Raw genomic sequence first — 13,160 nt, 5'->3', positions numbered from 1 at the left:
TATATGAAAATATATATTGAATATCAACCAGCCTTGAATATCAGCCCCGTCTTGGAGGCCGGTCATGCACCCCGTCAAAATTTCGGAAGCGCTTTCGGTCGCCGGCCAGCCCGCAATGGCTGACTTCGCGGCCCTTGCCGCGCAAGGCTTCAAGGCCGTCATCAACGATCGGCCCGATGGCGAGGAGGCGGGGCAGCCGGGCTCGGCTGCCGAGAAGAAGGCGGCCGGCGAGGCCGGGCTGGCCTACAGCTTCATCCCGGTGACCGGCCCGACCATCACCGAGGCCGATGTGACAGCCTTCCGTGCGGCGCTCGCGCAGGCATCGGGGCCAGTATTCGCCCATTGCAAGAGCGGCACCCGCGCGCTGACGCTTCATGTGCTGGGCGAAGTCCTCGACGGTCGCATGTCGACCGATGCGGTGATCGGTTTCGGCCAGAAGCTCGGCTTCGACCTCTCCGGTGCCAAGGCCTGGCTCGACCGTCGCGCGGCCCGGGCGCCACAGGTCACGGGCTTCTACGAGCCCATGACCGGCAGCATCCAGTACGTCGTCACCGATCCTGCGACGAAGGCCTGCGCCATCATCGATCCCGTTCTCGACTATGACGAGAAATCCGGCGCGACCACCACTGCTCAGGCCGACCTCATCCTCGCCTTCATCCATGAGCAGGGCCTGCGCGTGGAATGGATCCTCGACACCCACCCCCATGCCGATCACTTCTCCGCCGCGCAGTATCTCAAGGGCAAGACCGCTGCGCAGACCGCGATCGGCGCGCAGGTCGTCGCCGTGCAGAGACTCTGGAAGGGTCTCTACAACCTCCCGGACCTCGCCACCGACGGCTCGCAATGGGACCGGCTCTTTGCCGATGGCGAGCGGTTCAGTCTCGGCTCGCTGGAGGCCTCCGTGCTGTTTTCGCCCGGGCACACGCTGGCCTCGATCAGCTATGTCGTCGGCGATGCCGCCTTCGTCCACGACACGCTGTTCATGCCCGATTCCGGCACCGCGCGGGCCGATTTCCCCGGTGGCAGCGCCAGCGCGCTCTGGGCCTCGATCCAGGCCATTCTCGCGCTGCCCAACGGGACGAGACTGTTCACCGGGCATGATTATCAGCCCCATGGCCGCGCGCCACGCTGGGAAAGCACGGTCGGCCTGCAGAAGCTGACGAACCCGCATGTCACTGGGCAGGACGAGGCCTCGTTCGTCGCCCTGCGTCAGGCCCGCGACAAAACGCTGCCCATGCCCAAGCTCATCCTGCATGCGCTGCAGGTGAACATTCGCGGCGGCCGCTTGCCCGAGCCGGAGGCGAACGGCCGGCGCTATCTCAAGATCCCGCTCAATGCCTTGGCCGGAGCGGCCCGGGACGAGGCGGCGCCATGACGCAGGCATCGATGAATCAGGCATCGATGACGCAGGCGCCCATGACACAGGCTCCCATGACACAGGCTCCGATCAATCGGGCGGAGCTGGCGAGCCGCGCGACGGAGGTCGCCTTCCTGCTCAAGACGCTCGCCCATCCCAACCGGCTGATGATCGTCTGCACGCTGGTTGAGGGCGAGTATTCCGTCGGCCGGCTCGAAGAGATGCTGGACATCCACCAGCCGACGCTCTCGCAGCAGCTTACGGTGCTGCGCGAAGCCGGCATCGTCGAGACCCGGCGCGAGGCCCGGCAGATCTTCTACCGGTTGACCGAACAGAAGGCGGCGAGCCTTGTCGCCGCGCTTCATGCCATCTTCTGCGCCCAGGAGCCCGTGCCATGACCGCCTACTGGCCGTCTCTCATCGGCGGCATGCTGATCGGCCTTTCCGCCAGCATGCTGCTGCTGCTGAACGGCCGCGTCGCCGGCATCAGCGGCATTCTCGGCCGGCTGGCGCAAGGCACGCAGATGCTCCCCAACGCCGCCTTCGTCATCGGGCTCATGATCGGCCCGCCGCTCTATCGGCTCGGGTCGGGTGCGTGGCCCTCCGTGACGATCACGGCCTCCCTGCCGGTCATCACGATCGCCGGGCTGCTGGTCGGCTTCGGCAGCCGGATGGGCTCGGGCTGCACCAGCGGGCATGGCGTGGTCGGGCTTGCAAGGCTGTCGCCGCGCTCGCTCGCCGCGGTCGCCACCTTCCTCGCGACCGGCGTCGCAACCGTCACCCTGATGAGGCTGGTTGCGCCATGATGCGCCCGGCTCGGATTTCGTCCGCGCAAATCCTCGTCGCGCTGCAAGTTCTCGTCGCGCTGCTTGCCGGCGCCGTGTTCGGGCTCGGCCTGTCGCTGTCGGGCATGCTCGATCCCGCTCGCGTGCGCGGCTTCCTCGATGTCGCCGGCGATTGGGATCCCAGCCTCGCCTTCGTCCTGGGCGGAGCCGTCGCTGTCGCCTTCGCGGCCATGGTTCTGCGCCGCCATCTGCAGCGGCCCGCCTTCGCTTCCGCATTCCACCTGCCCGCGACGACGCCGATCGACAAACGCCTGATCCTGGGCTCGGCGATCTTCGGGCTCGGCTGGGGCCTGGCGGGCCTGTGCCCCGGCCCGGCGCTGGCCGCGCTCTCGCTCGGGCTCGCCCCGGTCATGCTCTTCGTCGCGGCCATGCTCGCGGGAATGACGCTCCATGACCGCCTTGCAGCGCGGCAGCCCGGCGGGAGCCGGTGATGACGGCGCAGATCCTGATTGCGATCGGTTCGGGCAGCCTGGTCGGGTTCAGGCTTGGCCGTGTCGGCGGCAGCGGGTCGATCCGGGCGACGCCGCTTTTGCTCTATGCCGTCGGCATCGCCCAGCCTCACATCGCGATCGGGACCGGTGCCCTCGCCGTTTCGGTCAACGCCTAGGCCAATCTGGTCGGACATGCCCGCAAGGGCCATGTGCAATTTGGTTGCCGCGCGACTTCGCCCGCCCTGGCCCGGCGGTCAGCTCTGAAGCCCGTGCTTTCAGGGCCTCGCGGCGCGGGCGCGAAGGCGCTACCGCGGCCTCCTCGCCCAAGTCGGCCCCTCGTCCAAGTCGGCGTCACGCCCAAGTCGGCGTCACGCCAAATCGGAGCGTCCTGGAGGCGGGCTCGCGGATTGGGAGACCAGGCGCCGGCGGCGTCAAGCAAGGTCCCAAGGATTGATCACGGACACGCCCGTATCGTCGAAATCCACGACATTGCGGGTCACGAGGATGAGATCATGCACGATCGCCGTGGCCGCGATCAACCCATCGACGTCGCCGCGCGGCCGGATCGCGGCGATGCGGCCCCATTCGACCGAGATCTGGTCCGTCACCGGCAGGATGCGATCGGCATGATCATGACGGATCCGGCGTAGCCACTCGGCAAGATGGCCGGCCGCCTTCGGATCCGACCTTTGCTTCAAAGCGATGCCGAGCATGATCTCGCCGAGCGTGAGCGTGCTGAGGTGGACACTGCCGGGAGCGACCGAGCGCAGCCAGGTCAGTGCCGGCGGCGAGCCGCGCCTAGCCTCCGAGATGATGTTGGTGTCGACGAGATACATCAGAACGCCGCGTCGCGGCTCGGAGTCTTGGCGCGCCGCGTCACCGCCTCGGCGAATGCGTCGTCCCAGGCCGGGCCGGAGAGCAGATCGTCAACCAGGGTCGGCCGCCCGGCGCGCAGCGCATCGTAGTCGGTGGCCGAGAGCACCACAGCGGCTCGTTCGCCGCGCAAGGTGACGATCTGCGGGCCTTCGAGCCGGGCTTTCCGCACCACCTTGGAGAACTGGTTCTTGGCGTCCTGGAGCGGCCATTCCATGTTCAAGCACTCCTGGCTAGCAAGTATTTCTGGCTAGCAAGCATTTCTAGCTAGACTGTCTAGCTATATAAGAGCGCGTTCTGATAGGTCAATGTCCCCCCGGTTCTTCAGTGTCGCCGGTTCGTCAGCGTCACGATGGCCCACTCCGGCGATCGCGTGCAAACGGGGCCCGCTCAATCAGCAGGAAAACGACAGGAAACTTGCCGGATTGCGAGCTGTCCGGCGATGGAAGGCGGGCCAGAGATTGGCCCATCGCCCGCAAACGGAGCTGCGGCGCGTATAGCCGCGCCGGGGCCGGGTCGCCCTCCCCCGGAGGTTCTCAGCCCTGCTTGCCCGAGTCTGAGCCCGCGCCCTCAGAACCTCACCGCCAGCACGCCCTTGAAGGCGTGGTCCTGCGTGTCCTGGGCGAGCTGGCCGGTATAGGACAGGCCGAGCGTGGCGCTCTTGCCGATGGCGAGGTCGAGCCCGGCTTCGACGATGGCGGCGTCCCGGGCGATCGGGACGCCGGCGACGGTGAAGGCGCTCGCGCCGGAGAAGGCGAGCGTCGCATTCGGGTTGACCTCGCCGAAGGCGTGGCGCCAGGCGAGCCCGCCGCGCAGGGTCAGATCCACGCCCCGCGAGGCCAGGATGCCCTGCAGGTTGAGGCTGGTCGAGGCGCGCAGGCCCAGCGTGGAATAGCCGAGGCTGGTGTCGTCGCCGCGCGCGCTCAGCGCCGCCGCGCCGCCGGTCTCGGTAAAGCCGTCCGTATGCAGATTGACATAGGCCAGCCCCGCGAAGGGCTCGAATGCGACCCGCCCAAGGTCGATGCGGTAGCCGAGTTCGCCGAAGAGCTGCGCCGTGCCGGCGGTATAGTCGCTCCTGAGGCTGTCGCCGAAGCCGGAGAAGGCGACGGTGCGGCGGGTCGCGATCTCGTGCCAGGTGTAGCTCGCACCGGTGCGCAGGCCGAGAGCGCCCCATTGGCCGCCGGCGTAGAGGCCGAGATGATAATTGTCGCTCTCGCCCGAGGAGCGCCTTGCATTCACGTCGAAGCTGCTGCGGCTATAGCCGGCGATCACGCCCAGGCGCAGCGTGTCGAACAGGGCGGCATCGGCGCCGAGCAGGAAGCCGCCGGTCGAGCGCGTCAGCTTGGCGGCGTTGCCGTCACTGTCGCTGCGGCCCCACGCGCCATAGCCCTGGCCCCAGACCGCGAAGCGGTCGGCGTTCAGCGTCGGCATCGGCCCCTTCACGCTCAGGGCGAGGTCGGCGGTGAAGCCGTAATTCAGCGTCGCCATTGGCTGGGCCCCGACCGTGCCGAAGGCGGCGCGCAACCGGTCATTGGCGGCGTTGCGCAGGAGCCAGCTCTCATCGACCAGCGCGCTCTTGGCCGAGGCATGGATCTCGCCCGAGAGCGCGTCGAAGGCGGCGCGGGCGGAAACAGCGTCGAGCATCAAGAGGCTGTTGTAGAGCGCCAATGTCCTGCCGACCTGCGGCAGCGTGTCGAGCCCGCCTGCGGTCGCGAACTGGTTGCGCGTCTGCGCCACGGTCTCGAAAATCGCCGGCGGCGGGCTGGCGGGCGGCGTCACGGGAGTGGTGCCCGGCGGCGTGACGGGAGGGCCGGCGGGATCGGGAGGCGTCACGGACGGCGCGCCCTTGACCTGGATGACGAGGTCGACCCGGTTGGGCTGCGGATCAATGGTGAGATCGAGGAAGGCCGAGCGCGAGACCGCGCCTGCAACCGCGCCGACGATCCCGCCGGTCGCGGTGATGATGGTGTAGCGCTGGCCGCTGATATAGCTCGTCTGCGGGTCGAGCGCGGTGACGCCGACCTGGCTGCCGGTCACCGTGGCGCTGCCTGAGACCGCGATCCGGTCGGAGGTGCCGTTGCCGGCGACCTCGACCTCATAGGTCGAGCCCGCCGCCAGCACGAGGTTGCCGGTGACGGTCAAGGTGCCGATCGAGTTACCGGGCGCGATCGTCGCGCCGGACTGGATCGTGGCGGCGCCGACCGCGCCGGAGCCGCCGAGCGTAGCCCCCGAGAGCACGGTGACCGTCGCAAGCAGAAGCGTGCCGTTGACCGAGAGCTTGCCCGCCTCGACCGTGGTCGGGCCGCCGAAGATGCTGAGGCCGGTGACGTTGAGGTTGCCGGCGCCGCGCTTGATGAAGGAGCCGTTGCCGGTCATTATGTTGGCGAAGGTCGCGTCGGTCGGCTGGTCGATGATCAGCGCGCCAAGGTTGGAGATCCGGCCGCTGCCGAAGCTCGTGGCCTGGCCGATCAGCGTGCCGGCGGCGATCGCGGTGCCACCCGTGTAGCTGTTGACGCCAGTCAGGGTGAGCGACCCGGTGCCCAGCTTCTCCACCAGGCCGCGGCCCGAGATCGCGCCGCCGAAGGTGACGGCGTCCGAGCGGAAGAACGACAATCTGGCGTTGTTGACGACATCGCCGATGATCGAGCCGCTGGTGGCGCCATCGCCGAGCACCAGGATGCCAGCCGAGACCACCGTGCCGCCGGTATAGCTGTTCGTCCCGGTGAGGTTGAGAATACCAAGATCGGACTTCATCAGCTGGGCACTGCCGATGAGGTTGGAAGCGATCGTGGCCTGGGTGAGCTCGCCATTCTTGGTGCCGTCGCCGACGCGGATCACCGCCTGCGCGCCGGTCAGGGTGATGTCGCCGCCCTGGATGGTGTAGCCGCCGCTGGCGAACTGCATGCCCGAGCTGGTGACCGGCCCCAGCGTCGTGTCGACCGTGATGACGGAGGGGCCGGTGGTGCCCTGGAAGACGGCGAAGGAGCCTGCGGCGAAGGCCGCGTTCGACAGGCCCTGCCGATTGGTCCAGTTGCTGTCGCCCGAGGCCTGCCAGGTCCCGCTGCTGCCGCTGATGACGCCGTCGCCCGGCGTGCCCGGGCCGTCCCAGAAGCTGAGCGTCAGGCCGGCCGTGTTGACCAGGTTGACCTGGCCCGGAACCGCGGTCTGCACGGAGAAATCGGGCGTCGGCATGCTGCCGACCGCGAGGCCGCCGCTGAGCGTGCCGGTATAGTTGAAGATGCGGTAGATACCCGGATCGAACGAACCGCCCCCGGAGGCCGTGACGTTCAGGGTTCCGTCGAGGCTGAGGTTGCCGTTGACATTGGTCAGGTCGTTGAGCGCACCGCCGGCAACGCCGGCCTGGCCGAGCTTATAAGCGAGCAACGCGCCGCTGTTCAGGGTCAGGTTGCCGTTGATCGTCAATATGCCGGGCGCCGCCCCGGCGGCGCCCGGCGCCAGCGTGCCACCACTGTCGATCGTGACGGCGCCGCCGATGGTGCCGCTGCCGCCGAGCGTCGCGCCGGTAAGCACGCCCATGGGGCCGAGCGTCGAACCGCTGACCAGCAGCGTACCTTGCTGGACCGACAAGGGCATCGCGGTGGTGGCCGTCCCGGTCAGGGTCCAGGTGCTGGTGCCCGTCTTTATAAAGGCGTCGAAGTTGCGGTATTGCGCGATGGGACCGATGGTCGAGACGTCGAAGCTGGCATTCGCCGTGCCGCCGAGGCGCAAGGTGTCGAGAAGCCCGGTCGAGTTCGCGACCACGTTGCCCTGGATCAGCGAGCCAGCCTGGAGCTCCAGGTCGATGAAGCCCGTCGAGCCCGCGCCCAGCCCAATCGCATCGGTCTGGCCGGTGCCGGCCCGGATCGTGCCGCTGTTGACGATAGCGAGGTTTGTCGCCACCAGATTCGTGGTGATCGCGAGCGCGCCGTTTCCGCCCTCGATCGTGCCGGTATTGATGAGCGTGCCGGTTCCGGTGCGCACCAGGACACCGATGCCGCCCGTGGCGCCGGAACCGCCACGGATCACGCCGTTGTTGGTCAAGCTCGCGGTGAAGCCAAGCGAACCGATAAAGACGCCAATGCCGCCGGCCCCAGCCAGGCTGGCGCCGCCCTGGATCGTCCCGTTATTGACCAGCGAGCTGCCGGCTAAGACCTGGGCGCCGGTTCCCCCGTTCTGGCCGGCAAGCGCCCCGACGCCGCCGGTGACGGTTCCGTAGTTGACCAGTGTCGCGAGATTGGAGAGTTCGGCGCCGATGCCTCCGGCCCCTCCAAGCCCGCCGCCGGTGCCGCCGGTGATCGAGCCTCTGTTGACGACGGAAGCCTGGTCGCTGACGAGCAGGCCCGAGCCGCCGGAGGCATTGAGAGCCGGGCCGGAATCGTCGCCGACAACGGTGCCGCGCAAAGTCGTCTCGCCGCCCAGGCCGAAGATGAAGGTCGTGCCGCCGGCGCCGCCGGTGTCGGCGCCCGAGAGGGTGAAGCTCCCCGTATCGATGGTGATGGGCTTGCTGGCTGTCGGAAGCGCGCCGACCGACACGGCGAAGCTGCTCGTCAGCGTGATCGTCGAGCTCGGGTCGCCGTCGCCATTGGCGGCGGTAATGGCGGCGCGCAGCTCGGCATCGGTGCTGACCAGATAGCTCGCGGCCATGGCCTGCGCCGGCAGCCAGCAGGCGATGGCGACGCAGGACGCGCCCGCGAGAAGCCTCGCCCGCGCGGTATACCCGGCGCGCCGGCCCAGACCCGCTTTCATGAAAGGCTCTCCAGGGGAAACGGAATACTCCTGGTTGCAATATTGCAGGGATTCGAGCCCGCCCCTCAAGGCTGCACCAGCAACAAACCGAACAGAAAGTTTACAAAGCAGCAAATAGATCACAGTGGAGCGACAGGCGACGGAGTTGCGCCGCGCCGGCGGGACGCGGAGCTGCGGCCTGCAAGCCGCGCCAGGGCCGGAGTCGAGCCGTCGCGGGCGTTTGCGATTGGCGCGCGCCAGAACTGCTCATCAAGCTCGGCGGATCTCTATCAGCCGGTCGATGCAGCGGTGAATACCGCCAGCTGCGCATCGAAGGCACGTTGATAGGCCGGCCGCGCTTCGGCCCGAGCGACATAGGCGGAGAGGTTTGGATAATCCTCCAGCAGGCCCGATCCCTGCAGCCGGCGCAGCACCGTCACCATCAGCAGGTCGCCGGCGCTGAAGGCGCCATCGAGCCATTCGGCATCGCCAAGGCGGCTGGACAGCGCGCCCAGCCGTTTCCCGATGCTGTCCTCGAGCGCCCGCAGGCGCTGCGCGTACCAGGGCTCGTCGCGCTCGAAGATCGTGGCAAGCGCACGCTCGAAGATCGGCGGCTCCAGCGTGTTGAGCGCGGCAAACATCCAGGCGATCGCGCGCGCCCGGGCATTCGCATCGTCGGGCAGCAGGCCCGCATGCCGTTCGGCGATGTGGAACACGATCGCGCCCGACTCGAACAGAGCGAGATCGCCCTCCTCATAGGTCGGGATCTGCCCGAAAGGATGCAGCGCAAGATGCGCAGGCTGCTTCATCGCGCCGAACGACAGCAGCCGGACATCGTAGGCCTGGCCAACTTCCTCAAGCGCCCAGCGCACGCGCATGTCCCGCGCCAGCCCCCTGCCGCGATCGGGGGATCGTTCAAAGGCGGTGATGGTGACGGTCATGGCCAGGCTCCCGATCCCCGCACGCTGCCCCGAAGAGCCGTCGTTGACAACAAGGCGTCGGGCGAGCGCCCCAGAGACCGCGATGGATCCCGGGCCGAAGCTTCGCTTCGCCCAGGATGACGGCGCGGAGGTGGTCAAGACAGAGCCATTGAAATCATTGGCTTCATGATGCCAGGCTCTCGGGACGAGGTTTGCGGGATGAGGGCTGAGCGAGCCTCAACGGGGCTCTCCGCTCTCCCCAGCTCTCCCCCACCAGCTATCGCCACGCCAGCGCGCCGCGTCAGCTTTTGCGCAGCTTCCCCAAATTTCCGGGCAAGCCGGAAAAAGGCAGGTCGTCCCCGCTCAGAAGCGGGATGCCCGCCGGCGTTTGTCCGACCTCGTCGTCATGATGATCACCTGCATGACGATCACTTGCATGACGATCACTTGCATGACGATCGCGCGCGTTCAGCAGCGCGCCTGCCGCCGCCAGGATCTCGGTCGGCGGCTCCAGATCCTCCTGGAGATGCCACTCGATGAAATCGCGGCTCTTGCCCGCCTGGTTCGCCAGGTCGGCGATCCAGTCCTCGTGAGGAAATCGGGCGGCCATCACCAAAGCGAGTTCCCGTCCGGTCCCGATCTGTTCGTATGCTGTCATGTCCGGCTCCTGTCCCAGCCGTTTTTCCCTGACCATTTTTGGCCATTTGCAGGAGCAACGGCCACCGACACGCACGGTTCCAAAGTCGAAAGCCGACGCGGACGAGCCTTCGCGAACAGCGCCGAATGCGGAACCATGAGCGGCCGTCGCAGGTTGAGATGAGCGCCCCATTTGCGAAGGCAGGCAGATGCAGCCAACGATGTGGTCACGATACGGTTTCGCCTGGGTCACCGGCGGGTTTTTCCTGATCAGCCTGGCCGGCCATTGGCTGTTCGGCTGGTTTGCCTATGTTCAGGAGCAGCAGTCTCACCAGCAGCCGATCGTCGTTTCCGGCTACGTCGTCGAGATGATGCGCGATACCCTCGAAAACTGGCAGTCCGAGTTTCTGCAGCTGATCTGGCAAGTCGGCGGCCTGGCCCTGCTGCTTCATGTCGGCTCTCCTCAGTCGAAGGAGGGCGACGATCGGCTTGAAGCCAAGGTCGATGCGATCCTGCGAGCCGTAGACCGCTCCGATGCCGATCGCCTTATCGACGAAATCGACAGCGACTATGCCCGTCAGCAGAGGGACCATCATCATGTGCGCGAACGCCAATCCAGGTCCTGAGGCGCGCTCGGCTGCCGCGGACGAGACCGTCGTCGGTTTACCGGGTCCGGAGGTACCGCCCGCGCCGAGCCTGGCTGAACTGTTGGTGTCGCGGATGATCGTGGCGCGGAAGGTCCTGGTCACAGCCGAATCCTGCACCGCCGGGAAGCTGGCGCATCTGATTTCGGAGGTTCCGGGCGCCGCCAAGGTTCTGGAGGGTGGCTTCGTCGTCTACAGCAAACAGGCGAAGATGCGGCTTCTCGGCGTCCAGCGCCAAATCATAGCGGATTTCACGACAGTGTCCGAAGCCGTCGCCCGCGCGATGGTCGCCAATGCGTTGGAGCGAAGCGGGGCCGACCTCGCGATTGCGTTGACGGGCGTCACCGGAAGCGAACCCGACGAGAACGGCAATCCTCTGGGGCGCCTGCATGTCACGGCCGGCCTGCCCGACGGCTCTCGCATCCACCGGCACTGCGAGTTCGGCAGCCTTAGTCCCGATGTCTTGACCCACGCCGCATTGCAGATGGCGCTGCTTTCGGCGCTCGAACTGCTCGGCCGTCCAAAGACCGGAACGTCGCCATCGCCTCGACGCACCTGAATTCGCCACATTGTGCCGCTATATCAGCGCGGTCGACGATGCTTCGTTCGGCCGGCTCCGAATGCGCTGATCAAGCGCCGAGCCAAGCAGCCGCATTCCCAAGCACCCGCGTTCCAAGCATTCGCTGGAATGTTTGACCATTGCCCGGATGCGGCCCCGATTTCCTTAAAGCAAAAACCGCTGCGGGGCTCAGCCCCGTGGCCAATGGATCCCTATGCAAGACACTTACACGCAACAAGACACTTCGACGCAACAAGCCATTTCCATGCGGCAAGACATTTCCGAAACCAAAGCCGCAACCGGGTCTTCACGCCCCGACCTGACGACGGCGGCAAATGCCGCGCCGCGACAATCCGATTCGAACTGGAAGCCTGAGCCCTGCGGTCTCACTCGCGCGGAGCTGCGCAGGATCGTGGCGGAAATCCTGGGATGAGGACCTCATGAGAATGCACCGCACTCGACAATCATCGCTGGCCGCTCTCCCTCTCCGACCTGCTGCGCGGACCGAACGCGCGCAATCGGCGGCCCTTCAAACCGCAAATCGCCAAAGTGCAAGTCTTCAAAGCGCAAGGCGCACTTACGAGCGCTACCTGGCACTGGCGCGCAGAGAGGCGCTCATCGGCGATCGGATCAAGGCCGAAGGCTATTATCAGCATGCCGAGCACCATTTGCGGGTGCAGGCCGGGATGGCGCGACCCCAGCCAGACATTTGATAATGCAGTCGCCGGCCCGATGGTTGATGCTCTTCACGGGAACAAAGACATCCGCCGCGTCTTGAAACAACGAGTATCAACACGACGAGCGTTGAAACGACATGCCACGCTATTTCGTCGACACAGCCGATGGCGAATTCGCCTTCGTCGACAGCGAAGGTTTCGAGGCACCCGATCCCCAGGCAGCCCGACGGATTGCCTTGGCCGCGCTGCCCGACATGGCCAGCGATTCAATTCCCGATGGTGACCGCCGGCGCTTCGTGGTGCGGGTGAGAAACGACAAGGGCGATCTCGTCTACAGCGCGACCCTCACGCTCACGGGGGCGTGGGCAAGCGACGCGACCGATCCCGTGTCCGACGATTTCAAGGACTGCGATTTCAAAGACGGCGATTTCCAAGGCAGCGACTTCAAAGACTGCGATCCGCCTTGCTCCCCCGCGCCACCTGATCGAGGTGAAGATACAACTCGCTGAAGCCGGCGGCTTTGCGCAGCCGCTCCCAATCGGGAATTTGCACGGACCGTTTTTCGCGCTTGATCAGCTGCTTGCCGGCTAGCCGCTTGAGCACGCGACTGACATGGACCACGGACATCCCGGTCGCATCCGCAAGCTGCTCTTGAGTCATCGGCAGATCGAAGCCTCGCGAATTGGCGAGGCCGGCAACCTCGAGCCGGCGCCCGATCTCGCACAGCAGATGCGCGACCCGGGCGAACCCGTCGCGTTTCCCGACATTCAAGATCCATTCCCGGAATACGGATGCATCGATCAAGGTGTCGACCCACATCGCCATCCCGATGGTGGGGCGAGCTAGGATGAGTTCGCGGACGGCGCTGCGGGGGATGAAGGCGATGTCACAGCGTGTCAGCGTCTGGACATTGTGGTCTGCAACATTCAGCAGCGCGCCTTCGAGATCGACGAAATCGCCATCGAGATGGAAGCTGAGGATCTGCCGTTCCCCAGTTTCGGTGGTTTTATGCCGAAGGGCAAACCCTTGCAGGATCACGCAGGAATGGTCGGGCCGATCCCCCTCCCGGACCAGATAGACGCTCGGTTCGACTTTCTGAACACGCGAAGGCAGCCCCAGGAACGCCACACGGTCGGCGTCCTCCAGCGGAGCACGCAATTCGAGTTTGCGCAGCAACAGCTGCAGCACTTGATGAGAATCGGACAATTCGCTCACCGCGCCGTTCGAGGGGGCGGGAGCGCTTGAAATCTCTCAGCCACTGGAGCCCGAATAGCCCTCCAGCGATAGCGTCACTCTAACAGATGATCGCTTCATAAAGTGATCAAATGATATGTCTGCTCTTGTTTTCGAACGGCCGCTCTCATGCTGCCCCCGCAGCGTCGCCGGTCGAGCGCTGTGTTCGCCGCGACCTCGGCGCGGAAAACGCACGCCGATGGGCGATCGCGTGACTGCCCCAGAAAACCAGGGCGGCAAGTCCCAAGGCGGCAAGTTCCA

At 66.3% G+C, this 13,160-nt stretch carries 15 protein-coding genes; 9 read left to right on the top strand and 6 right to left on the bottom strand.

Annotated features, from left to right (window positions below):
• The first annotated feature begins 64 nt into the window (after positions 1-64).
• The 5 genes from blh to BHK69_RS32630 are packed head-to-tail and all read left to right on the top strand — an operon-like array spanning position 65 to position 2,808.
• Complete coding sequence (gene blh / locus BHK69_RS15225; RefSeq protein ID WP_069690836.1) at positions 65-1,375, top strand: bifunctional sulfur transferase/dioxygenase Blh; 1,311 nt, start codon at positions 65-67, stop codon at positions 1,373-1,375.
• 41 nt (positions 1,376-1,416) lie between these two features.
• Positions 1,417-1,755, top strand: coding sequence for a sulfite-sensing transcriptional repressor BigR (gene bigR / locus BHK69_RS15220; protein ID WP_244548207.1), 339 nt, complete (start codon positions 1,417-1,419; stop codon positions 1,753-1,755).
• Complete coding sequence (locus BHK69_RS15215) at positions 1,752-2,162, top strand: YeeE/YedE family protein (RefSeq protein WP_069690835.1); 411 nt, start codon at positions 1,752-1,754, stop codon at positions 2,160-2,162. The genes bigR and BHK69_RS15215 overlap by 4 nt, the downstream gene beginning before the upstream one ends.
• A complete protein-coding gene (locus BHK69_RS15210; RefSeq protein WP_244548206.1) occupies positions 2,159-2,632 on the top strand; it encodes a DUF6691 family protein in 474 nt (157 codons plus the stop codon). Before BHK69_RS15215 ends, BHK69_RS15210 begins: the two co-directional genes overlap by 4 nt.
• Entirely contained in the window at positions 2,632-2,808 is a 177-nt protein-coding gene (locus BHK69_RS32630) for a hypothetical protein (protein WP_158516220.1), read from the top strand. Before BHK69_RS15210 ends, BHK69_RS32630 begins: the two co-directional genes overlap by 1 nt.
• A gap of 255 nt (positions 2,809-3,063) precedes the next feature.
• Here BHK69_RS32630 and BHK69_RS15205 read toward each other — a convergent pair whose 3' ends face one another.
• From BHK69_RS15205 to BHK69_RS15185, 5 genes are all read right to left on the bottom strand, one after another.
• Complete coding sequence (locus tag BHK69_RS15205) at positions 3,064-3,468, bottom strand: type II toxin-antitoxin system VapC family toxin (RefSeq protein ID WP_069690834.1); 405 nt, start codon at positions 3,466-3,468, stop codon at positions 3,064-3,066.
• The gene (locus BHK69_RS15200; RefSeq protein WP_069690833.1) at positions 3,468-3,722 is read right to left on the bottom strand and encodes a type II toxin-antitoxin system Phd/YefM family antitoxin; all 255 of its coding nucleotides are present in this window, start codon (positions 3,720-3,722) and stop codon (positions 3,468-3,470) included. Before BHK69_RS15200 ends, BHK69_RS15205 begins: the two co-directional genes overlap by 1 nt.
• A 353-nt stretch (positions 3,723-4,075) precedes the next feature.
• Entirely contained in the window at positions 4,076-8,251 is a 4,176-nt protein-coding gene (locus BHK69_RS15195) for an autotransporter domain-containing protein (protein WP_083269451.1), read from the bottom strand.
• 269 nt (positions 8,252-8,520) lie between these two features.
• Complete coding sequence (locus BHK69_RS15190) at positions 8,521-9,171, bottom strand: glutathione S-transferase family protein (protein WP_069690832.1); 651 nt, start codon at positions 9,169-9,171, stop codon at positions 8,521-8,523.
• Positions 9,172-9,451: 280 nt separating this feature from the next.
• Positions 9,452-9,808, bottom strand: a complete 357-nt coding sequence (locus BHK69_RS15185; RefSeq protein ID WP_069690831.1) for a hypothetical protein — start codon at positions 9,806-9,808, stop codon at positions 9,452-9,454.
• Positions 9,809-9,995: 187 nt separating this feature from the next.
• Here BHK69_RS15185 and BHK69_RS15180 point away from each other — a divergent pair, with 187 nt between their 5' ends.
• The 4 genes from BHK69_RS15180 to BHK69_RS33495 all read left to right on the top strand — a co-directional run bounded on the left by BHK69_RS15180 (position 9,996) and on the right by BHK69_RS33495 (position 12,175).
• Positions 9,996-10,412, top strand: coding sequence for a DUF6766 family protein (locus BHK69_RS15180; RefSeq protein ID WP_069690830.1), 417 nt, complete (start codon positions 9,996-9,998; stop codon positions 10,410-10,412).
• Positions 10,384-10,989: a CinA family protein gene (locus BHK69_RS15175; protein WP_158516219.1), complete on the top strand. Its 606-nt coding sequence runs from the start codon at positions 10,384-10,386 to the stop codon at positions 10,987-10,989. The genes BHK69_RS15180 and BHK69_RS15175 overlap by 29 nt, the downstream gene beginning before the upstream one ends.
• A 335-nt stretch (positions 10,990-11,324) precedes the next feature.
• A complete protein-coding gene (locus tag BHK69_RS33570; RefSeq protein ID WP_083269448.1) occupies positions 11,325-11,702 on the top strand; it encodes a DUF4167 domain-containing protein in 378 nt (125 codons plus the stop codon).
• A gap of 101 nt (positions 11,703-11,803) precedes the next feature.
• Positions 11,804-12,175, top strand: coding sequence for a DUF6894 family protein (locus BHK69_RS33495; protein ID WP_342029728.1), 372 nt, complete (start codon positions 11,804-11,806; stop codon positions 12,173-12,175).
• Here the strand turns inward: BHK69_RS33495 and BHK69_RS15170 are convergent.
• Entirely contained in the window at positions 12,111-12,881 is a 771-nt protein-coding gene (locus tag BHK69_RS15170) for a Crp/Fnr family transcriptional regulator (protein WP_199578892.1), read from the bottom strand. The genes BHK69_RS33495 and BHK69_RS15170 overlap by 65 nt on opposite strands.
• Positions 12,882-13,160: the final 279 nt, after the last annotated feature.

Origin of the sequence: Bosea vaviloviae (genome assembly GCF_001741865.1) — a bacterium.
GTDB classification, from domain to species: domain Bacteria; phylum Pseudomonadota; class Alphaproteobacteria; order Rhizobiales; family Beijerinckiaceae; genus Allobosea; species Allobosea vaviloviae.
Note: the sequence above shows the minus strand (reverse complement) of the source record. Positions and strands in the feature narration are given on the sequence as shown.